The organism is Rhodococcus sp. IEGM 1366 (assembly GCF_033142425.1).
GTDB classification, from domain to species: Bacteria; Actinomycetota; Actinomycetes; order Mycobacteriales; family Mycobacteriaceae; genus Rhodococcus_F; species Rhodococcus_F globerula.
In genome coordinates this window covers 201,337-223,167 of sequence record NZ_JAWLRZ010000003.1, presented here as the reverse complement: position 1 = coordinate 223,167, position 21,831 = coordinate 201,337, and the positions used below count along the sequence as shown (strand labels likewise).

Below are 21,831 nucleotides of genomic sequence, written 5' to 3'. Positions count from 1 at the left end.
GAACGTCCTTCATCCTATGTCCGCTTGTCGACTCCATCGGGTATCACGCATCCACGGTGCGTTGCAGCAGGCTTGGGGCCGCGCCGAGCAGTTTTGCGGTGTAGGCGTCGGACGGGTTGTCGAACACTTCTTGCGCAGTTCCCTGTTCGACGATCCGCCCGGCATTCATCACGACAATGCTGTCGGAGACGTAGCGAACGGTCTGGATATCGTGCGAGATGAAGACCATTCCCAGCCCGAGTCGTGCCTTGATGTCGCTGAGCAAATTCAGGATCTGCGCGCGCACCGACACGTCGAGTGCGGATGTCGGCTCGTCGGCGACGATCACGTCCGGTTCGAGTGCCAGCGCACGGGCGATGGCAACGCGCTGGCGCTGTCCGCCCGAGATCTGACTCGGGATGACTTCGAGCGCGGATTGGGGAAGCCCGACCAGTCCGACCAGTTCGCGGACCCGAGCAGAGCGGGTGGAACGATTCCCGATGCCGTGTACGTCGAGTGGATCGGTGAGGATGTCGGCCACCGTCATTCGCGCATTGAGCGCGGTGGCCGGGTCCTGGAACACGATGGAGATAGCGCGCCCGAATTCCTTGCGGACCGACGCCGATCGGGTCAGAGCACTCTGTCCACGAAAGACGACGTCGCCCGACGTCGGCTTCTGCAGTCCGACCATGACCTTCGCGAGCGTCGACTTGCCGCAACCGGACTCGCCCACGATGCCGATCGTCGTCCCTCGTCGCACGGCGATACTGACATCGTTGACGGCGTGCACGGTTCCGGGTTTGAACAACGATCCCGAACGAGTCTTGTGGACGACGTGAATGTTCTTCAGTTCCAGGATGGGTGTTTCGGCTGTGGTCATCGCACGCTCTCCAATTCCGATTCTGCGGATACGGGTGCCGCGGACTGGTTGGCGAACCAGTGCTCGGTCCCGCCGATCCGAACCATCTCGGGCTTTCGGTGGGGATCGGAATCCGGACGCAGGGAACGTTCGGCAAAACGGTCACCGGTGGCGAAGCTGCCGGGCGACGGCACGGTTCCCTGGATCTGGTGGAGCCGCGGAGCCTCGTCCTCGATGGAGAGAACGGCGCCGAGGAGGCCCTGGGTGTATTCGTGACGCGGATCGATGAGCAGATCGCTGGTGGGCGCAGACTCGACGACCTGACCGGCGTACATCACCGTGATCTTGTGGGCGAGCGAAGCAACGAGTGCAAGATCGTGGCTCACGAAAACCATCGCAAAGCCGAGCTTTTCCCGCAGATCGTTGAGCAGGTCCACCACCTGAGCCTGGACGGTGACGTCGAGAGCAGTGGTGGGCTCGTCGGCGACGATCAGGCGCGGGCTACGCGTGAGCGACATCGCGATGAGGACGCGCTGGCGTTGACCACCCGACAACTCGTGCGGGTAGCTGGCAAGCGTGCGAACCGGGTCGAGTCCGACAAGTTCGAGAAGCTCCTCGGCGGTACGTGTTCCGCCTCTTTTGGTGAGCTGCTTGAACTGGGCGCGGATCAACATTGCCGGGTTCAGGGAGCTGAGTGCGTCCTGGTAGATCATGGCCATGTCGTGTCCGCGAAGCTTGTTTCGTTCCCGGTTGTTCAGTTCGAGGACGTTGACGCCGTCGAAGAGGATCTCACCGGTCACCACTGCGGTCTTGGGCAGCAGGCCCATGATCGCCAGTGACGTCAGCGACTTGCCACAGCCTGATTCGCCGACCAGAGCCATCGTCTCGTTCGGACGGACCGTGAAGCTGACGTTGTCGACGATTGCGGTGTCGCCGTAGCGTTCCGGGAAACGGATCGTCAGATTGCGTACCTCGAGCAGTGGAGCGGCGTCGCCTTCGTAGACAAGACGATCGGTGCGTGTCCGTTCGGTTTCCGCCAGGATCTTCAGGTGCGTTTCGAGTGGCGTCGGCGCGACGACCGGTTTCAGCGCCTTGGTGACAATGACACTCGAGTCGGCGAAGTCATCACTGACAACCAGTGATTCGGCGTCTCGCGCGGCCTCTTCTTCCAGGATGAGCTCGTTGGACGTTTCCTCCGCAGCGGCGGTGCTGGCTGATTCGAGAGCTGTCTTCTTGGTCTTCTTCAGGCTCGGATCAGCCATCGCGTCGGTGAGACCCTCGGCGAGGACGTTCAGGGAGAGCACGGTCAGAAGAATCAGCAGACCGGGGAACACCGTTGCCCACCAACCACCGAGCAGGACCATGTTCTTGCCGTCGGCGATTACCGATCCCCACGACGGGTCCGGTGGTCGCACGCCCGCGCCGATGAACGACAGGCTGGCTTCGAGCACGATGGCGTCGGCAACCATGACCGTGCAGAACACGAGAACAGGGGCAGCGCAGTTGGTGACGACGTGCTTGACGACGATGTGGGAAGTGCTTGCCCCGATGACTTTTTCAGCGGCGACGTAATCCTCGCCGTACTGGGCGAGCACGTTGGCGCGAACGACACGCGCAACCATCGGGGTGTAGAGGAAGGCGATGGTGACGATGAGGACGGGGATCGAACCGCCGAACGCTGCAACGAGGACGGCTGCGAGCGCGATGCCCGGGAACGCCATGACGACGTCGAGCACACGCATGATGGTCTCGTCGACGGACTTTCGGCTGGTTGCGGCCACCGAACCGATGAGGGCGCCGGCGCACAGTGCCAGGAAGGTGGACCCGAGGCCGATAGTCAGTGACCAGCGTCCGCCGTACAGCAAGCGGCTGAACAGATCTCGGCCGAGGCTGTCCTGGCCGAACCAGTGTTCCGCGCTGGGGCCGGACGTACCAACAGCCTGTTCGAGCGGGCTGTACTGCGTGATGAGCGGCGCGAACAGGCAGGCGAGGACGATGATCGCGAGGACGGCCATCGAGAGCCAGGCGGAGAGGGGAAACCGTGAAAAGGTGATACCGGGACGCGAAAGCTTCTCGGTGAGTTTTCTTCTCATCATGCTGCGCTCCGAAGTCGTGGATTGACAAGCAGGTAGAGGATGTCGACCGCGAGGTTGACGACGACGAAACCGACTGCGATGACGATGACAACACCCTGGACAACTGCAGGGTCGCCGTTGGTGACGCCGTTGATCATGAGCTGACCCATGCCGGGAAGGCCGAAGATCTGCTCGATGACAACGGCGCCACCCAAGAGATACCCGACGCGCAGACCCAGAACGGTGAGCGGGTTGATCAGCGCGTTACGCAACACGTTTCGCCCGATCACCACGGGGTAGGGCAGGCCGCTTCCGATGGCCGTGCGGACGTAATCCTTGTCCAATTCCTCGACCATGGACGTGCGGATGATGCGGGTGAGTTGAGCCGCGACGGGGAGTGACAGAGACAAGGCGGGGAGCGCCATGTACCACAGCCAGTCCGTGACCGAGTCGGCCGGATTGACGTAGCCGCCGGTGGGGAACCACCCGAGTTTGACAGCCAGATACTGAATCATGAGCAGCGCCAACCAGAATGACGGTGCGGCGACGCCGGCGAGTGAAACCACCCGGATGACCTGATCTGGCCAACGATCACGGAACAGGGCGCTGGTGACACCGAAGATCAGTGAGAGCACGATGGCGATCACCAGGCCCAGAACAGTGAGCTGAATCGTCAGCGGCAGTGCCGTGGAGATCGAATCCAGCACCGGGGTACCGGAAATCAGGCTGTCACCCATGTTCCCACTGAGGAGATCGGTGACGAAGTGGACGTACTGCAGCGGCAGTGGGTCGAGCAGTCCGTTCTCTTCCTTGAACTGCTGCAACTGTTCTGCCGTCGGGTTACCACCGTTGAACGCCGCCGTTGCGGGATCGGTGGGCGCGAACTGCATCACGATGAAAACAAACGCGATGATGCCGAGGATCAGGGGGATCAGTATCAGTAATCGCCTGATCAGCATGGGGAGGACTCTGGCCATCGGGGGATCTCTCAGTTGATGGGAAATTGCCGCGCGCGGGCGATCAGGCCGGCTTTGCCGCAAGCAGGTTGACGCCGGGGTACGGCAGCGGGGTGACGTCGGTGATCTTCTGCGGATCCCACGCGGTCAGCAGTTCCTGATGCAGAACCGGGTAGTAGACAGCGTTTTCGGCGATCTGGTTCAGGTACGACTGCACGAGGGTGCTGCGCTTGGCGGGGTCCGTCTCGCGAGTTGCCTCGTCCATCGTGGCGTAGATTCTCTGAGCCTGCGGCGTGTCGTCCCACTTGGCGTACGTCTTGGTCCACAGGCCGCCCTTGCTGTACGTGTAGCGAACGAGAAGGTCGACGTCGGATCCGAAAGCCTGCGGGTTCGACGTGCCGGCCGCGATCTGGAACTTCTGGCCACTGTTGAGCTTGCTGACCATCGCACTGGTGTCCTGCGGCTCGAGCGTGGTGTTGAATCCGACTGCGTCCCAGGACTCTTTGATAGTGGGGAGGCAATCGGCGAGCCAACTGACGTTGGTGGAGAGCAACGTGAGGTCGAGTCCGCTGACGCCGGCGGCAGCGAGGAGCGAGCGTGCCTTGTCCGGATCGTACGAGTAGACGGTGGACGCGCGCGAGTAGTCGGGATTGCGCTCGTACAGGTAGCTCGTGGCCGGAGCGGCCTTGCCGCCCAGGGCGATCTCGATCATCTTCGGAGTGTTGAGAGCGTAGAACATAGCCTGGCGAACACGAACGTCGTCGAACGGTGCCTGCGTCGTGTCGAAGAGCAGGTACATCAGGTTCATGCCCGGATTGCCCTCGACGGTACGTCCACCGGACGTCAGCGTCGGGACGTTCGCGACGGGGATGTTGTCGGCGAGCTGAGCGCCGGCATTGTTGCCCGATACTCGTGCGATACGCGAGGACGTGTCGACGATGGACAGCCAGTTCATGGTCGTGAAGTTGGCCGGACGCGGGCCGTTGTACGCGGGGAAGGCTTCGAATGCCGTGTTGCTCTTGGGAGTATGGCTGGTCACCTTGTACGGACCGGAGCCGACCACGAGCGCGCCGGACTTGGCTTCGTCCCAATGGCCGTCGAAGACATGCTTGGGCATGATCTTGGCAATCGAAAGGCGTTGAGCGGCAGCGCTGAACGGGTAGTTGAAGTTGAGTGTCACGGTCTGGTCGTCGACCTTGGTGACGGACTGCAACCAGGAAGAGAAGAAGGCGCGGATCAGCACGTTCTGCTGGGGATCGAGAATGCGCTCGAAGCTGAAGACAACGTCGTCCGAGGTGACCGGGGTGCCGTCGTGCCAGGTGGCGCCGTCGCGGATCTGCATGGTCCAGCTCGACGCGGTGGCGTCGGTGGGAACAGTCTTCGCCAGCGCGGCATACGTCTCGCCGGTGGCCGGATCGTTCTCGAGCAGGCCTTCGTACACGTGGTTGACCGCGGCCATCAGGAAGCCGGATGCGGTCTGCATCGGATCGAAACTCTGGTCGTTTCCGTAACCGATGGCGGTGGTGAGGTCGCCCGTGGACGAGGAGCCGCCCACGGCCGAGGTCGACGAGGGGCCGCCGCCGCACGCTGCGAGTGTTGCGGTGATACCTGCAGCTGCTCCGAGCAGGCCGGTGTACCGGAACAGGTCCCGGCGGGTGATGGCGGAGCTCAGCGGTCGTTGGTTCTTCAAGGCGGCCTCCAAGGCGGGGAGCGGGACATCTCGGGTGGGATAGGGGATGTCCTATGTTCGACGTCCGATGTTGCGTAACCTACATTGTGGATCAGAACGCGTCTAGAGAGTCGTGAGAACTTGCGGGGAGAAATTTCGTATTTCGGCGAGTTTCATTCACCATTTAGTGCTCTCACCTGCATAGATGAAGACTGTGTTACCGACCTCGAATTGACGGTCGATCTCACTGGCCGTATAACATAGGACATCCCTTATCCAATCTTTGGAGACTTCATGACCCGATACAAAGTCGGCGTGGTCGGTTGCGGATTCTTCGGTAGTTCACTCGCACGCGAGTTTGCTGCCCATCCACGTTTCGAACTCACGATGCTCTGCGACCGAGATATAGAGCGGGCGACGGAAGCCGCGGGAGAATTCGGTGCGACCCCCACCAACGATCACGGTGCGGTGGCGGCTGAAGCGACGATCGACCTTGTTGTAGTCGCGACGCCCAATCACACCCATGCGGAACCGGCACTTGCCGCACTGACACAGGGCAAGGCAGTGTTCGTGGAGAAGCCACTCGCAGTCGAGCTCTCCGAAGCTCGCGGCATGATCGAGTGCGCCGACACCAACGGTTCGACGCTCATGGTCGGACACATCATGCGGATGATGCCGGGTGTGCGAGCCCTGGCCGCGTCGGTCCGGTCCGGAGACATCGGTGACGTCAATGCCATCGAGACATCGAGGTCCCGGTGGATAGACACCGCCGGCGCGGACCCACAGTGGTGGAAGCTCGACAAGAGTCAGACCGGCGGCGAACTCACTCACGAGATTCACGAACTGGATTTGATGTGCTGGCTCGGCGGTGACGTCGACGGCGTGTCGAGCATCGCGACACCGGACGACGGATTCCGGACGACGGTCGTGAAGTTCGCCAACGGCGCGGTCGGCACCCACACGATCTCGACCCGCTCGCACACGTCGTCGTGGGATCTGACGGTCAACGGATCGGACGGCGCGCTTCGGGCGGATTTCCGTACCGGACTTGTGCAGCGCTTCACCGGAGGTCAGGTTGTCGAAACCTGGCCCATCTTCGACGACGCGGACGAGAATCAGTCCTTGATCGACTCGGCAACCAAGACGCAGAAGTACAACTCCGGCGGCGCGGCGTCGTCGGTGTGGATGCAGGCCGCGATCCGCCACGAAATCGACGAGATCGCACGGGTTCTCGATTCCGGCGCCGAATCGCCCCTCACGGCGGACACCGACCGAGCGCTGGTCGTGGCGCAGCAGGTGCGTCTCGGACAAGCCGAGCCCGCGGACATTCGAGCTGCGCGATGAGCGTCCGCGTTGCCGTGATCGGCAGCGGCGGAATCGCGCGGGACCACGTACGTTCGCTCGCCGGCCTGCCGACAGTGGAGGTCGCCTACGTAGTCGGTAGTGACTTGAACCGGGCTGCATCGGTGGCTGCCCTCGCACCGGGCGCGCAGGCGAGCACCGACCTGGACCGAGTTCTGGCAGATCCGTCGATCACGGCTGTCAACGTCGTCGGGGCAACTCCGGATCATGCGCCGGTGACGATTGCAGCAGGCCGTGCGGGAAAGCATGTCCACGTGGAGAAGCCGGCCGCGCTGAGCGTCGCCGACTTCGACGCCATGGTTGCAGCGACCGAAGGCAACGGTACGTCGTTGATGGTCGGTCAGACCGTGCGGTTCCAGCCGTCGATCACCTCGATCGGCGCTTCCGTCGCGCAGGGCGCTATCGGGGATCCCCGCTTGATCCATTTGAGTTGGTACACCGGCCACGTCTGGCCGGGCGGCTGGCGCGGGTGGCAACACGACAAGGAACGCTCCGGTGGGCATCCCGTTCACAACGGAACGCACGCACTCGATCTGGTGACCTGGCTGATCGACCGCAAGCCGATTCGCGTTTTCGCTCGCAGCTTTCCGACGTTTGCCGCCGGCATGCCCGTTCATGACAGCTTCCATCTGACCGTCCGCTTCGAGGACGGTTCCTTGGCGTTGATCGAGTTGGCGTACGCGCTGCCACAATCGGGAAAGATGGTGCGTCGCATCGTCGTCTCGGGCACGCAGGGCACTCTCGCGCACGACACGGGCGATGATCCGGGGCTCATGTCCGACATCACCAACGCGCCGCCGTCGTCGATCGAAGACGCCATGACGCATCAGATGCGCCACTGGATCGGCACTCTTGACGGTTCTCAGACGCCGTTGGTCCAGAACTGGCAGGTGCGCGCGGCGCTCGCCACAGCCGTCGCCGCGCAACAATCGCTTGATACCGGGCGCGCCGTTGCAATCGGAGGGCAGCAATGACCAGCACTGGTTCGATCCGTGTCGGATTCATCAGCGGCGTAAGGCATGCCGGGTCCTACGCGGACTTGTTGCGAGCCGACCCCCGCGTGCACCTGGTCGGTGTCGCCGACGAATCATCGGTGCCCGACTGGATCCGCGAAGACGGAATGAAGATGGCCGCTGCCGCCGACATCGCGTGGATCGACGACCTCGGTGAGCTTCTCGACCCCGACCGGATCGACCTGGCAGTGATCTGCAGCGAACCGACTCGGCATGCGAGGCTCGCTATAGCTGCCTTGAACGCGGGACTTGATGTCCTCGTGGACAAGCCGGTGGGAATCGACGAGACAGAAGCCGCGGCGGTTCAGGAAGCAGCTGAGGCAAACGGGCGCATCTGCACCGTAGTCAACCGCACGCATTCACCCGCCCTGCGGAGACTGCGCCGCTGGATCGACGCGGGAAACCTCGGACTTCCACGCCACGTGGACATCGAGTTCCTCGCCAGCGGAACACATTTTGCGACATCCGTGGAACGGCCGGAGTTGGTTGTCGACCCAGCACTGTCCGGCGGGGGAGAAGTTGTGAACTTCCTTGGATACGCCGCCGACTACCTCCGTTACCTCACCGGACTCGACGTCACCGAGGTGTACGCGGAGACAAGCACGTTGTACGGCGGCGCACACGAGAAGTTCGGTGTGGAAGACACCGCGCTCATTTCACTCGCGCTGGCACACGGCGTCACTGCGACCGTCACAGTCGGAAGAATCCCCGCAGCACCAGGTTTCGGTGCCAATACCGCAACGGTTCGGGTACTCGGATCGCACGGTTACGCCAGTTCGGACGACGACAAACCAGCGCTCATGCAGTTCGGTGCTTCCGGTGATGTCACCGCACTACCCATCGGGGGCTTCGGATCCGACAATGCGGTGTCGAGCTTCCTCGCTCACCTACTCGATCGACTGCCGAACCGGATCAACCCCGATTACTCGGTTGCCGACGCTCGCGCATCGATGCGCGTGATCGACGCCGCCTACCGGTCCGCCGCGTGCGGGCAGCCGGTTTCCGTGTGATCAACCTTCAAGTGTTTTGCCCCGCAATTTAATCCGATAATCAACGTACGGAGACCCCATGAGCACGGACACCACGACCTTCAGCGGAATTGTTCCTCCGATCGTCACACCCTTGACCATTGACGGTGACGTCGACACGAAGTCGCTCGAGCGCCTCCTGTCGATGCAGATCGAGGCGGGCGTCGACGGCCTGTTCATCCTCGGTTCCTCGGGCGAGGTCGGCTACCTGACCGATGCTCAGCGCGCCCAGGTTGTGCAGACGGCCATCGGACACGTCGGCGGCCAGTTGCCGGTGTTGGTCGGTGTCAACGACATGACGACGAACCGCGTCATCGCAGTTGCCGAGCAGGCACGTGAGGCCGGTGCAGACGCCATCGTCGCGACAGCTCCCTTCTACGCGATCACCAACGCCGAAGAGACGGCCACGCACTTCCGCTCCATCCATGCGGCAGTGGACCTTCCGCTGTTTGCCTACGACGTTCCGGTCCGTGTTCACAGCAAGCTTTCCACCGCAATGCTGGTCGAACTCGGCCGCGAAGGTGTCATTGCCGGTGTCAAGGACTCGAGCGGCGACGACGTCAGCTTCCGCATGCTGCTGCGTCAGTCCGTCGGCCTGGAGAACTTTGCCGTCTTCACCGGCCACGAGGTTGTAGTCGACGGCTGCCTGCTCATGGGTGCATCAGGTGCGGTGCCCGGCCTGGCAAACGTCGATCCCCACGGCTACGTCCGGTTGTGGCGCGCCGCGCAGGCCGGCGACTGGGCTGCCGCCAAGGTCGAGCAGGACCGGCTCACGGATCTCTTCTCCATCGTCGACGCGCCGACGCCGGGCCGCGTCAGTGCAGGTGCTGCCGGATTGGGCGCCTTCAAGACTGCACTGGCTCTGCGCGGTGTCATCTCGAGCAACACGATGTGCGCTCCGATGCTGTCTCTCGACGAGTCCGAGGCCGCAACCATCAAGGTCATTCTCGAACGCGCCGGACTGATCTGACGATGACGCACGGGCAGGAGCGTTGGATCGGTGTCGACATCGGGGGCACCAAAGTAGCTGCAGCCGTGGTTACCTCCTCAGGTGAAGTGCTCGAATCCGTACGCGCAGCAACACCGGCGGCGGGCCGAGATGCGGTGCTCGACACTACAGCTGCATTGATCGACCAGTTACGCGTCACACACACCGTTGACGGAATCGGTGTTGGTGCACCGGGAATCGTCGATCGGTCCAGTGGTCGAGTGGTGTTCGCTTCCGACATCCTGCCCGGGTGGATGGGCGCAGAGGTGCGCAGTGAGCTCGAAGCGCGTACGTCGCTGCCGGTGACCGTGGACAACGACGTGCGAGTTATGGCGCACGGGGAGAACATGATCGGTGCCGGCCACGGTCGGAGTTCCGTGTTGTTCGTCTCGATCGGCACCGGCATCGGTGGCGCGCTGTCCATCGGCGGTGAACTCCGTCATGGCGCTCACGGCACGGCAGGTGAACTGGCACATCTGCTCGTTCCCGCGGCCGGTGCCATCGGCTGTGGCTGCGGCCGCACCGATCACCTCGAAGCGGTTGCCTCCGGACCCGCCATGGCTGCCGAGTATGCCGCCAGGGCTGGTGTTCCCGTGCAGCCTCTGCAGAAGGTGGTTGCACTGATGCACTCGGGTGACCCGATTGCCCGCGCAGTGATCACCGATGCGGGTGAACTACTCGGCCGGGTTCTGGCCGGAGTGGCAACGGCCTTCGATCCCGAGGTGATCGTGATCGGCGGCGGCGCCGCCCAGATCGGAGCAGATCTGCTGTCGCCCTTGATGTCGGCATTCCGCGTCGAAGCGATGAAGCCGATCGCCGAGACCGCCATTCTCCCGGCACGGTTGGGCACCGACGCGCCATTGGTGGGCGCCGGACTGCTTGCCGCCGCAACACGAACAGAGGTATCACGATGACACTCGACGAGCTACTGAAGATCATCAGGGGAAAGCTGGTCGTCTCGTGCCAGGCCGGCCATGGGCACGCGCTGCGTGACACGGCAACAATCGAGCGGATGGCCAGGGCTGCCGTCGACGGCGGCGCTGCCGCGATTCGCTGCGGCGGAGTGGGCGGAACACCCGACGTCGCCGCTGTCGCCGCTGCTGTGACGGTGCCGGTGATCGGTCTGACGAAGATCGGATCCTCCGGGGTGTTCATCACTCCGACACGAGAATCCGCGTTGGACGTTGTCGACGCCGGTGCACAGATCGTTGCAGCCGACGCGACATTGCGCGAACGCCCGGACGGATTGACATTCGCGGATACCGTCGAGGCAGTCCATGCGCGAGGCGCTCTGGTGATGGCTGATTGTGGAACGCTCGAAGATGGCATTGCGGCCGCAGAGGCCGGCGCCGACATCATCTCGAGTACCCTTGCCGGTTACACCGAGAACAGTCGACGGCTCAGTGGTCCCGATCTGGAGCTGATCTCGGAACTGAGGAACGCACTTCCCGATGCAGTGCTGATCGCGGAAGGTCGCTACCACAGCCCGGAGCATGCAGCGCAGGCGATTGCGCTTGGTGCGGATTCGGTAGTGGTGGGTACCGCGATCACCGATCCAGCCTTCATTACCGCGACGTTCGCCAAGGCGATCGCGGGCGCACGGAGCGATGGTCGATGACGGCTGAGCGTCGCAGAGTCGAAGCACTGCTGAAAGATTCGTCCACACCGATCCGGTGGGTGTTCACCGGCGACAGCATCACGCAGGGTTTGGCTCACACAAACGGGCAGCGCAGCTACGTCGAACACTTTGCGGAACGCATCCGTGGCGAGATGTCGCTGTTCAATCACATTGTGATCAACACCGGCGTGAGCGGTAACCGCTCGTCCGACGTCCGTGACGGATTTGCCCATCGCATCGAGATCTTCGAGCCGTCGGTGGTGCTGATCATGCTCGGCACCAACGACGCTCTCGGCGGCGGCGTCGATCTCGAACGATTCCGGGAAGACCTGTCCGACATCATCTTCCGCTCACGTGCGCTCGGTGCCGTTCCGATTCTGCAGACGCCGCCGCCCATCGACGTCCCGAACGCGCCGACGCGATCCGCGCTGATCGACTACGTCGAGATGACCCGCCAGGTTGCCGCGTCGACGCGCGCGATCTTCATCGATCACTACGAGCAGTGGTTCGCGGATTCACCGGAGGGGCCGCCGCCGTCGCTCTTGGCTGATGCGTTCCATCCGAACGAGAACGGGCACTATGTGCTGGCGGACGCGGTGCTCCGCGAGTTGGGGATCGCCGACATGGACAGTTCTGTTGCAACACAGGTGATGTCGTGATCCTGCGTGGAAAGCTGATCACCGGAGGCCGCATGCTGGCCGACGGAGTTGTCGAGACGTCCGGTGATCGAGTGGTGTGGGCCGGACCCGCGTCGGAGCGGACGGATCAGCTCCCGGAACCCGCTGATCCGGGCACGACGATCATTCCCGGTCTCGTGGACGTGCACTGCCATGGGGCCGGCGGATTCGGTTTCCCGGAAGCCGATCGTGACGGTTCCACCGCAGCGGCGGATCACCACCGACACAACGGAACAACCTCGGTGATCGGGTCGTTGGTGTCGGCGCCGCCGAATGTCTTGCATCGCCGCATCGAATTGCTGGCGTCGCTTGTGGAGCGCGGCACGCTCGCCGGAATCCATCTGGAAGGACCGTTCCTGTCGGTACTGCGGTGTGGTGCACAGGATCCTGCAAGCATTCTCGACGGCGATCCAGCCCTGCTCGAGTCGCTGTTGGCTGCCGGGCGCGGTCACATCCGTTCGATGACCATCGCACCCGAGACCGCGCATTTTGCCGAACTGTCGACCATGCTGACCGAGAACGGCGTAGTGGTCAGCATCGGTCACACCGACGCGTCCAATCCCACCGCCACCCGCTCGATCGCGCATTCCGCTCAGGCACCGCTCAGTGCCACACACCTTTTCAACGGAATGGCGCCTATGCACCACCGTGAGCCTGGCGCAGTGGCTGCCTGCCTGGCGGCCGCAGCCCGTGGCCAGATGGTGGTCGAGTTGGTCGGGGACGGTGTTCATCTGGCCGATGAAACTGTCTCCACGGTGTTCGATCTTGTCGGCCCACATCAGATTGCTCTGGTCTCCGACGCCATGGCGGCAGCAGGTATGCCGGATGGGCGGTACCCGCTCGGTCCACTCGACGTGGACGTTGTCGACGGAGTGGCCCGACTTGCCGGACAAGGCGACACTGCTATAGCCGGCGGTACCAGCAGACTGATGGATATCGTGCGGCGGACGGTGCTCGATGCCGGCGTTGATCTGCTCTCGGCGGTCACCGCCGCAACTGCAACTCCCGCTGCGCTGTTGGGATTGACCGGGATTGTCGGTGACCTCGTCCCGGGATGCCGCGCCGATCTTGTCGTTACCGACAAAAAACTTTTGCCCCGAGCAGTCATGGCTTCGGGAAACTGGCTTACGAACACCATGGAAAGCTGAGGGGAAGAACTCCGATGGAAATTGTCATCGTCAACGACGCGGATACAGCCGGCACGGTTGTCGCCGATATCTTCGACCACGCAGTACGCTCCGGCGCACGAACTTTGGGCTTGGCAACTGGATCGTCGCCGCTCTCCGTCTACCGCGAACTTGCGAGGCGCCACCGCGAGGAAGGCTTGAGTTTTGCCGGCCTGCAGGCTTTTCTGCTCGACGAGTACGTCGGACTCCCGGATGGACACCCCGAGTCCTATGCGCAGGTAATCCGGACCGAGCTGGTCAATCACCTTGACCTCGACAGTGCTCGCGTGTTCAGTCCGAACGGAACTACCGGAGACCCGTTCGGCGCTGCCGCAGCCTACGATCGTGCGATCGCCGCCAACGGTCCGGTGGATGTACAACTCCTCGGCATCGGGGCAAACGGCCACATCGGATTCAACGAGCCGACGTCGTCGCTGACCTCACGCACACGGGTGAAAACGTTGACCGAACAGACCCGGATAGACAACGCACGATTCTTCGAGAGCCTCGACGACGTTCCGCGCCACGTCATCACGCAGGGTCTCGGAACGATCTGCGACGCAGGGCATCTTGTGATGATCGCAACCGGAGAACACAAGGCAGACGCGATCGCCGCCGCGGTCGAAGGACCCCTCGCCGCGGTCTGTCCCGCATCGGTTCTTCAATTGCACCCACACGCAACAGTTGTCGTCGACGAAGCCGCGGCGTCGAAGCTTCAGCTCACCGAGTTCTACAAGACGGTGTCAGCGCACAAGCCGCTCGCGCAACACTACTGAGCCGACGCCGCACCTTCACTGTGCTCCGACCGTGACTTTCTCGAGAGTGAGCGCCCGCTCCGGCGTGAGCAACTGGAATTCGGCCTCACCGCGTTGACGGATCCAGACCGGATCGCTGGTATTCCAGCGCTCCGCGCTCTGGGTGCGGGTGACAACTTTGAAGGTTGCGGTCCGCGGAAATTCGCTGCAGACCCGGATGAGTGTGGGCTTCTGCTTCGGGCCCAGCTCAGGACGTGAATCTATGTATGCAGCAACCGCTTCGGGATCGAAGTTGCTGACATCACCTACCGGGATGACCGACGCCATCACTCGGTCGCCGACATCGCTGTCCGGGACTGCGTAGACGGACACCTGCGCAAAGCCGGGGTAGGCGGTCAGCGCGCGTTCGATGGGGGCGGCGCCGATGTTCTCGCCGTCGACGCGCAGCCACCCAGAACTGCGCCCCGCGAAGTAGACGTATCCGTCGGCGTCGGCGTACGCGAGGTCGCCGGTCCAGTACTGACCGTTGCGCATACGTTCGGCGTCGGCTTCGGGGTTCTTGTAGTACCCGGCGAAGGCTCCCGGACCGGTCACGTTGACCATTTCGCCGGTTGCTTCGTCTGCGTTGACGATCCGGCCATCCGCGTCGAATTCTGCAGGTGGGCAGGGAACTCCGGTTTCGGGGTGAAGAATCTTCACGCCTTCGGGGAGCAGTCCCAGAGTGCCGGCACGGGGGACAGGTGCTGCGCCGATCGACACTCCACCCTCGGTGGAACCGAATCCGTCGATGACGCGCGCGCCGAAGCGACGGACAAACGTGGCGACTGCGGGAGCGGCACCCTCGTTGCCGTACATGATCTTCAGAGTGTTGTCGTGATCGTCGGGCTGCTCGGGTGTCGCGGCGATGAAGGAAAGCGGTTTGCCGACGTAGTTGGAGTAGGTGATGCCGTACTTGCGGACGTCAGGGAGGAATCCCGAAGCGGAGAACCTGCGACGCATGGCAATTGCGCACTTGCGGTGCAACGCGATTGCCCACGCTGCCATGATCGCGTTGGAATGGAACATCGGCATTGCCATGTAGATGACATCGCTCGGCCCGAGTTCGAATCGATCGCCGAGCATGATCGCGGGATCTGCGATCTTGGAGTGCGTGCAACGAACAGCCTTGGGATCGCCGCTGGTCCCCGAGGTGAAGATGAGCATCATCAGGTCGTTGGGAGAGACTGCGCAGGCGTTGTGCGGGGAACGGGCGAAGGGCGCCAACAGTTCCGCCCACTCCGGCGAGTCGACGTTGATTACCCGAACGTCGCCGAGGTCGACCCCGTCGAGAAGATGCGCCTGACTGTTCTCGGTGAAGATGATCTGGCAGTCGGCCAATGCGACATCTCGAGCCAGCGCCGGCCCCCGCCTTGTTGTGTTGAGTCCGGCCAGCACCGTGCCGGAGAAGGCCGCGGCGCCCAACAGCAGTGAGAACTCCGGAATGTTCTCCATCAACAAACCGAAGTGTCGTGGACGCTCGTGGTCGAGCACAGCATCGAGCATCGCGGCGCGGTCGAACGACGCCTGGATATGCTCGCGCCAGGTGATGGCCTGGTCCTCGAATCGGATGCCGTACGAGTCGATCTCACTGACTCCGAGGAGCAGATCTGAAACGGTGGGGCTCTCACTCATAATTGCATCATTACCGATTCGTCGAGGACCAGGTCCGGGTATTCCGCTTGGTGGGACTCCGCTTAATGAGACAAGCTCATGCGGGCTCGTCAGCGAGTTCCTTACCGAGACTGCGCAGCAGATCGGTGGTGTTGCCGAGCAGGAATTCGTGACGCTTGGCAGCGAGGAAGTACCGGTGGATCGGGTGATCCTCGTCCAATCCGACGCCGCCGTGGACGTGGACGGCGGTGTGTGCGACGCGATGGCCGGCGTCGGCTGCCCAGAACTTCGCGGTCTTGACGGACTCGCTGGCAGGGAGAGATTCGCTCAGCTGCCAGGCCGCTGCCCAGAGAGTCAGACGCACTCCCTTGACGTCGATGTACCCGTCGGCCAGTCGTTGAGCCACAGCCTGGAAGCTGCCGATCGGGCGACCGAACTGGACTCGCTCGCGCGCGTATTCCGCGGTCAATTTCAGGGCCTGATCGAGTACACCGTATTGGTATGCGCTGGAACCGAGTCGGGCACGTTCGACGATCCATTCGCTGATCTCGGAGCCCTGAGCCACCGAGCCGAGCACCCGGTCGTCCGGTAGTTGGACCGCATCGAGATCGACCTGGCCTGCGCTGCCGAAGTCGACTATCGACTGCCTTGTGACACTGACACCGACGTCGCCCGGCTGCACCAGGAACACGACAACACCGTCGTCGGTGCTTGCGGGGACCAGGAAGAGGTCGGCTATCGGTGCGCTGTCGACCACGATCTTCGTGCCGGTCAGCTCCCAACCGGTTTCCGTTCGGTTCGCACGCGTGAACGGGAGAGCCGGATTGTCGCCCCATTCTTCGGACAGCGCTGCTGTCAGGATCTTCTCGCCGCGTGCTGCGGGCGCAGCCCAGTCGGCGCGCTGGGTGTCGTCGCCGAATTCCGCGATCGCGGCGGCGGACGACACGATGGACGTCAGATACGGCACCGGCGCAACAGCCCGGCCCAATTCGACAAGAATGCTGCACTGCTCGAGCACGCCAAATCCGTCTCCGCCCACCGATTCCGGCAAGGCTGCGCTGAGAACGCCGGACGATGCGAGCGCCGCCCACAGCGTACGGTCGGTGCGGTCCTGCGCTGCGTCGAGTTCACGGAGGCGGTCGTTGGTGACCAGTTCGTTGACAATTCCGCGGGTGAGGCCGGCCAGATCGTTCTGGGCCTCGGTGAAGGTGAAATCCATGTCGCGAGGTGTCCTTATCGCTTTGAGGGCGGCAAGCCCAGGGCCGTCATACCGATGATGTCGCGCTGCACTTCGTTTGTGCCGCCGCCGAACGTCAGGATCAACGAGGAACGGTGCATCCGTTCGATTCGTCCACGTAGGACCGCGCCGGGGGAGTTCTGCCGGATGACGGCCGACGTTCCGAGGATTTCCATCAGCAATCGGTAAGCCTCGGTGGCGAATTCGGTGCCGAACACCTTATTGGCCGACGCCGCTTCCGGGCCAGGAGCGTGATCGGTGGTCGACGCGATTTCCCAGTTCATCAGTTTCAGGTACTCGGCCTTGGCATGCACCCGCGCCAGGTTGATCTGCACCCATTCCTGATCGATCATGCGTCGGCCGTCGGGAAGCTTGGTGTTCTGGGCCCACTCGCGGACCTCGCGCTGCGCCGTCAGAATCGGACCGGCCGAGGTAAGCGCAACACGTTCGTGATTGAGCTGATTGGTGATCAGGCCCCAGCCGCCGTGTTCCTCACCGACGATCGACGACGCCGGAACACGCACATCCTGGTAGTAGGTGGCGCTGGTGTCCGGTCCGGCCATGGTGTGCACCGGCGTGTAGGAGAATCCTTCGGCGGTGGTGGGGACGATCAGCATGCTGATTCCCTTGTGCTTCTTGGCTTCCGGATCGGTGCGGCAGGCGAGCCAGATGTAGTCCGCGTACTGGATGAGGCTTGTCCACATCTTCTGGCCGTTGATGATGTAGTCGTCGCCGTCCTTGACGGCGGATGTGCGCAGCGATGCCAGGTCGGTTCCGGCTCCGGGCTCGGAATACCCGATGGCAAAATGCAGTTCGCCGCGCGAGATCTTCGGCAAGAAGAATGCCTTCTGCTCCTCGGTGCCGAAATGCATGATTGTCGGGGCCACGGAGTTGATGGTCAGGAAGGGCACCGGCGCTCCGGCGATCGCAGCTTCGTCGGTGAAGATCAGCTGGTCCATGGCGGATCGTTCCTGCCCGCCGTACTCCTTGGGCCAGCCGAGCGTGAGCCAGCCGTCCTGGCCCATCTGTGCCACAACCTCGCGGTAGACGTTTCCTTCGCCGTACTCGCCGGTGGTGGCTGCGAGGGCTTCGCGGCGAGCCGGGGTCATCAGTTGAGCAAAGTACGCGCGCAACTCCTCCTGAAGCGCTTGTTGCTCAGGTGTGTAGGTGATGTGCATGGTTGCCTCTCGAAGTAGAGATACAAATCGACTATCTGGCACAGGTTCTATAGGCAGGTTCTCCGGGCGTGGCACGCACGTGGGCGAATCCAGGCACTCGTTTCTGCTACTTTTCCGAATCATTGCACACGAGGTGGAACAGGTTCTAGTGTTATGGCAGGAACGGTGCGGAGCGCAGCCCTGCGATGCCCGTTTCTCCACTAGTCTGTGGCGCCCAAATGTGTGAGTAGAGAAGAGGAATACCCATGGAGGTCAGGGTTGATCTGGACCGTTGTGAGGCCAACGGAGTCTGCGTCGGTATCGCCCCCGATATTTTCGACCTCGACGACAACGAGGAGTTGGTGATCAGTTCGGCGCGTCCACCGGAGGATCGCTGGGAGGATGTTCGTTCCGCGATCGCCCAGTGCCCACGCGCCGCATTGACGGAACATCCGTGAGGGCTATTGCCCAAAACAGGAACACGTTCTAAAGTTGCGAAGTCGTGAGGCCCGACAGGCTCTGCCGAGACGGTCGGGTTCACGATCGCACAGAACTGGGAGAACGCGTCGATGAATGCTGTGAAGAGCGAGGACACCAGTCTCGAAGGCAAGGTCGCCATCGTGACCGGTGCCGGATCGGGACTCGGAAAGTTCGAGGCCATCGCCCTGGCGAAAGCCGGCGCGTCGGTGGTTGTCAACGATCTGGCGCCGAACGAGGCCGTCGAAGCAACTCTCGACGAGATTCGTAGCCTGGGCGCCAAGGTCGAATTTGTTGCCGGCAATGTCGGCGAACGTTCCACGGCGGACGCGCTCATGGAGAAGGCGCAAGGCCAGTTCGGCAGTGTCGACATCGTAGTCAACAACGCCGGAGTCGTCCGCGATCGGATGCTGTTCAACATGTCCGACGAAGACTGGGATCTGGTACTCGAAGTCCATCTGCGTGGACATTTTCTGTTGTGCCGCAACGCCGCTGCGTATTGGCGCACAAAGTCGAAGGAAGCCGGCGCGCCGGTATACGGGCGCATCGTCAATACGTCGTCCGAAGCGGGATTGCTGGGGCCGGAAGGTCAGCCGAATTACGGTGCCGCCAAAGCGGGCATCACGGCGCTGACTCTCTCCGCCGCTCGCGGGTTGTCTCGATACGGGGTGCGCGCCAATGCCATCTGCCCACGGGCACGGACGTCGATGACCGAGGGTGTTTTCGGTGACGCGCCGGACGAGGGCATCGATCCGCTCTCACCCGAGCATGTGGCGTCGTTGGTGTCGTATCTGGCATCGCCGGCAGCAGACGCAGTCAACGGTCAGGTCTTTATCGTCTACGGCCCCATGGTCGCGCTGATGGCGGCGCCCGTGGTGGAGCGGCGGTTCGACGCCGACGGGGCGGCCTGGTCGCCCGAGTCGTTGTCCGTCGCGATCGGTGATTACTTTGCCGACCGGGATCCCGCCACGATGTTCTCGGCTTCTGCAGCTCTTCGGGAGTTGGGCTGACGCGGGTTGCTGCCGGCTTGCCCACGACACGAAACTCGAATTCACAGATATCGCCGTTGTCGTCGTGTTTTTTGGTAGAAAGAGCATGGTCACATGTCCGAATGACTGATTTGTCGCGAATGCGAGACTGTCGGTCTTCAAAAAAGTGGACTGTGTTCTAATTTCGCGCGTCATGGACAGGGTGGTAGAACCCGCGAACGGAGTGCGCGTTTTCTGATTGTTGACGGCATCGCCGATGTCGATCATCCACCAAAAGTATTAATTTGCATGATATTTCGATCATTTGGCCGCAAATGGCGGACAATGTGAGGTGTGTTCGATGCAGGGTTTCCCGGTCGTGAAATTTGGCTATTCCCGGTGATATGCGCCCGTTTTTGACAGGTGAACACGTTCTAGTTAATATGACCTGAGTCACAAGCTGTCGGGGGCTGGACTATGCAAACAGACAGTGTTGCGGCAACAAGAGACGAGGAGGACGGATGGTAGACCTCGTCGAGGTGCCATTACGGGCGGTCGGTGGCTTCTTTCAGATGTCAGCGGAAACCTTGCGGGCAGTCTTTTCTCGTCCCTTCCAGCGTCAGGAATTCATCGATCAGGCCTGGTTCGTAGCCCGGGTCTCGATGGTCCCCACCGTGCTGGTCGCCATCCCGTTCACCGTGCTCGTCAGCTTCACCATCAACATCCTGCTGCGGGAGATCGGCGCTGCCGACCTCAGCGGTGCGGGAGCCGCGCTCGGCACCGTCACACAGGTCGGCCCCATCGTGACAGTCCTCATCGTCGCCGGTGCCGGCGCCACCGCAATCTGCGCGGACCTCTCCGCCCGTACCATCCGCGAAGAAATCGACGCGATGAGAGTGCTCGGCATCAATCCGATCCAGCGGCTTGTTGTGCCTCGGGTGCTTGCGTCCACCGGAGTGGCCCTGCTGCTCAACGGCCTGGTCATTACCATCGGCATCCTCGGCGGTTTTGTGTTCTCGGTATTCATCCAGGACGTCAACCCCGGAGCATTTGTCAACGGCATCACCTTGCTGACCGGATTCGGCGAGCTGATGCTCTCGATGGTCAAGGCTGGACTCTTCGGCATGATCGCCGGACTTGTCGCCTCGTATCTCGGGCTCAACGTCAAGGGCGGCGCCAAGAGCGTCGGCGACGCCGTCAACCAGACCGTCGTGTTCGCCTTCATGGCGCTGTTCGTCGTCAATGTGCTCATCACCACCATCGGTATCAAGTTGACGGCCGGATGAGGCGCACGGCGAGCAGGAGAACTGTGACACACCACGACGGACGGGAGGCGTACTGATGGCATTGGCAGCAGCAGGGCGTTTCCCGCGAACTCGGCGGCAGATTCGATCCGTCTCTCGCGGCGTCGACAGCATCGGTGATCAGGCACTGTTCTTCGCGAAAGCGATCGGGCATGCACCAAAGGCTTTGATGCGCTACCCACGCGAGACACTTCGCTTGATCGCCGAGATCAGCATGGGAACCGGAGCACTGGCCGTCATCGGTGGCACCGTCGTGATCGTCGGCTTCCTGACTCTCTTCACCGGAGCCACCATCGCCGTGCAGGGCTACAGCTCGCTCGGCAACATCGGCGTCGAGGCACTGACAGGATTCTTCGCAGCGTTCATCAACGTTCGTATCGCCGCACCCGTCATCGCGGGAATCGGTTTGGCCGCCACCATCGGTGCCGGCTCCACCGCGCAACTCGGAGCGATGCGTGTGTCGGAGGAGATCGACGCCCTGGAGACGATGGCCATCCCGTCCATCCCGTATCTGGTCAGCACCCGTGTCATGGCCGGCATGATCGCCATCATCCCGTTGTACTCGCTGGCAGTGATTGCGTCGTTCATGGCCAGCCGTTTCGCGACGGTGTTCCTGTACAACCAGTCCGGCGGTGTGTACGACCATTACTTCACAACCTTTCTGATACCCACGGACATATTGTGGTCGTTTGCGCAAGCGATAGTCATGGCCCTAGCGGTCATGTTGATTCACACCTACTACGGCTTCAACGCGACCGGCGGCCCGGTCGGCGTCGGCGTCGCCGTGGGTAATGCGGTGCGCGCCTCACTGATTGCGGTTGTCACCGTCACCCTGCTCATCTCACTCGCCATTTACGGTGGGTCCGGCAACTTCAACTTGTCGGGATAGGGGA

The 21,831-nt window shown here is 62.5% G+C and carries 20 protein-coding genes; 13 read left to right on the top strand and 7 right to left on the bottom strand.

The features are described 5' to 3' along the window. Window positions 1-43: 43 nt before the first annotated feature. From R4P64_RS10790 to R4P64_RS10775, 4 genes are read right to left on the bottom strand one after another with little or no spacing between them, the layout of a single operon-like run. Entirely contained in the window at window positions 44-859 is an 816-nt protein-coding gene (locus R4P64_RS10790) for an ABC transporter ATP-binding protein (protein ID WP_033232312.1), read from the bottom strand. Further along, entirely contained in the window at window positions 856-2,931 is a 2,076-nt protein-coding gene (locus R4P64_RS10785) for a dipeptide/oligopeptide/nickel ABC transporter permease/ATP-binding protein (RefSeq protein WP_033232614.1), read from the bottom strand. Before R4P64_RS10785 ends, R4P64_RS10790 begins: the two co-directional genes overlap by 4 nt. Next, entirely contained in the window at window positions 2,931-3,890 is a 960-nt protein-coding gene (locus tag R4P64_RS10780) for an ABC transporter permease (protein WP_033232310.1), read from the bottom strand. The genes R4P64_RS10785 and R4P64_RS10780 overlap by 1 nt, the downstream gene beginning before the upstream one ends. A 43-nt stretch (window positions 3,891-3,933) precedes the next feature. Then, window positions 3,934-5,559, bottom strand: a complete 1,626-nt coding sequence (locus R4P64_RS10775) for an ABC transporter substrate-binding protein (RefSeq protein ID WP_051730369.1) — start codon at window positions 5,557-5,559, stop codon at window positions 3,934-3,936. Between the two features lie 273 nt (window positions 5,560-5,832). Between R4P64_RS10775 and R4P64_RS10770 the strand changes: the two genes are divergently transcribed. From R4P64_RS10770 to nagB, 9 genes are read left to right on the top strand one after another with little or no spacing between them, the layout of a single operon-like run. Then, on the top strand, window positions 5,833-6,882 hold the full coding sequence (locus R4P64_RS10770; protein ID WP_317820699.1) for a Gfo/Idh/MocA family oxidoreductase: 1,050 nt from the start codon (window positions 5,833-5,835) through the stop codon (window positions 6,880-6,882). Further along, window positions 6,879-7,874, top strand: a complete 996-nt coding sequence (locus tag R4P64_RS10765; RefSeq protein WP_219110866.1) for a Gfo/Idh/MocA family protein — start codon at window positions 6,879-6,881, stop codon at window positions 7,872-7,874. The genes R4P64_RS10770 and R4P64_RS10765 overlap by 4 nt, the downstream gene beginning before the upstream one ends. After that, on the top strand, window positions 7,871-8,923 hold the full coding sequence (locus R4P64_RS10760) for a Gfo/Idh/MocA family protein (RefSeq protein WP_033232307.1): 1,053 nt from the start codon (window positions 7,871-7,873) through the stop codon (window positions 8,921-8,923). Before R4P64_RS10765 ends, R4P64_RS10760 begins: the two co-directional genes overlap by 4 nt. A 58-nt stretch (window positions 8,924-8,981) precedes the next feature. After that, a complete protein-coding gene (locus R4P64_RS10755; protein ID WP_033232306.1) occupies window positions 8,982-9,911 on the top strand; it encodes a dihydrodipicolinate synthase family protein in 930 nt (309 codons plus the stop codon). A 2-nt stretch (window positions 9,912-9,913) separates the two neighbouring features. Then, window positions 9,914-10,843 carry an ROK family protein gene (locus R4P64_RS10750; protein WP_095888270.1) on the top strand — a complete coding sequence of 310 codons (930 nt, stop codon included), beginning with the start codon at window positions 9,914-9,916 and terminating at the stop codon, window positions 10,841-10,843. Beyond that, entirely contained in the window at window positions 10,840-11,547 is a 708-nt protein-coding gene (locus R4P64_RS10745; RefSeq protein WP_317820698.1) for an N-acetylmannosamine-6-phosphate 2-epimerase, read from the top strand. Before R4P64_RS10750 ends, R4P64_RS10745 begins: the two co-directional genes overlap by 4 nt. Continuing rightward, window positions 11,544-12,206, top strand: coding sequence for an SGNH/GDSL hydrolase family protein (locus R4P64_RS10740; protein WP_095888271.1), 663 nt, complete (start codon window positions 11,544-11,546; stop codon window positions 12,204-12,206). The genes R4P64_RS10745 and R4P64_RS10740 overlap by 4 nt, the downstream gene beginning before the upstream one ends. Beyond that, window positions 12,203-13,372 carry an N-acetylglucosamine-6-phosphate deacetylase gene (locus R4P64_RS10735; protein WP_317820697.1) on the top strand — a complete coding sequence of 390 codons (1,170 nt, stop codon included), beginning with the start codon at window positions 12,203-12,205 and terminating at the stop codon, window positions 13,370-13,372. Before R4P64_RS10740 ends, R4P64_RS10735 begins: the two co-directional genes overlap by 4 nt. A 14-nt stretch (window positions 13,373-13,386) precedes the next feature. Then, window positions 13,387-14,166: a glucosamine-6-phosphate deaminase gene (gene nagB, locus R4P64_RS10730; RefSeq protein WP_033232300.1), complete on the top strand. Its 780-nt coding sequence runs from the start codon at window positions 13,387-13,389 to the stop codon at window positions 14,164-14,166. A 15-nt stretch (window positions 14,167-14,181) separates the two neighbouring features. On the opposite strand, the gene R4P64_RS10725 is transcribed toward nagB, so the two are convergent. The 3 genes from R4P64_RS10725 to R4P64_RS10715 all read right to left on the bottom strand — a co-directional run bounded on the left by R4P64_RS10725 (window position 14,182) and on the right by R4P64_RS10715 (window position 18,210). Then, window positions 14,182-15,816 carry a long-chain-fatty-acid--CoA ligase gene (locus tag R4P64_RS10725; protein ID WP_317820696.1) on the bottom strand — a complete coding sequence of 545 codons (1,635 nt, stop codon included), beginning with the start codon at window positions 15,814-15,816 and terminating at the stop codon, window positions 14,182-14,184. A 76-nt stretch (window positions 15,817-15,892) separates the two neighbouring features. Beyond that, a complete protein-coding gene (locus tag R4P64_RS10720) occupies window positions 15,893-17,014 on the bottom strand; it encodes an acyl-CoA dehydrogenase family protein (RefSeq protein WP_317820695.1) in 1,122 nt (373 codons plus the stop codon). Between the two features lie 14 nt (window positions 17,015-17,028). Continuing rightward, window positions 17,029-18,210, bottom strand: coding sequence for an acyl-CoA dehydrogenase family protein (locus R4P64_RS10715; protein ID WP_045068700.1), 1,182 nt, complete (start codon window positions 18,208-18,210; stop codon window positions 17,029-17,031). Window positions 18,211-18,455: 245 nt separating this feature from the next. On the opposite strand from R4P64_RS10715, the gene R4P64_RS10710 reads away from it, so the two are divergent. The 4 genes from R4P64_RS10710 to R4P64_RS10695 all read left to right on the top strand — a co-directional run bounded on the left by R4P64_RS10710 (window position 18,456) and on the right by R4P64_RS10695 (window position 21,827). After that, window positions 18,456-18,647: a ferredoxin gene (locus tag R4P64_RS10710; protein ID WP_033232296.1), complete on the top strand. Its 192-nt coding sequence runs from the start codon at window positions 18,456-18,458 to the stop codon at window positions 18,645-18,647. A 111-nt stretch (window positions 18,648-18,758) separates the two neighbouring features. Further along, window positions 18,759-19,676, top strand: coding sequence for a 3-oxoacyl-ACP reductase (locus tag R4P64_RS10705; protein ID WP_045068701.1), 918 nt, complete (start codon window positions 18,759-18,761; stop codon window positions 19,674-19,676). A gap of 479 nt (window positions 19,677-20,155) precedes the next feature. Further along, window positions 20,156-20,920: an MlaE family ABC transporter permease gene (locus tag R4P64_RS10700; RefSeq protein WP_033232294.1), complete on the top strand. Its 765-nt coding sequence runs from the start codon at window positions 20,156-20,158 to the stop codon at window positions 20,918-20,920. 55 nt (window positions 20,921-20,975) lie between these two features. Beyond that, complete coding sequence (locus tag R4P64_RS10695) at window positions 20,976-21,827, top strand: MlaE family ABC transporter permease (protein WP_095888276.1); 852 nt, start codon at window positions 20,976-20,978, stop codon at window positions 21,825-21,827. Window positions 21,828-21,831: the final 4 nt, after the last annotated feature.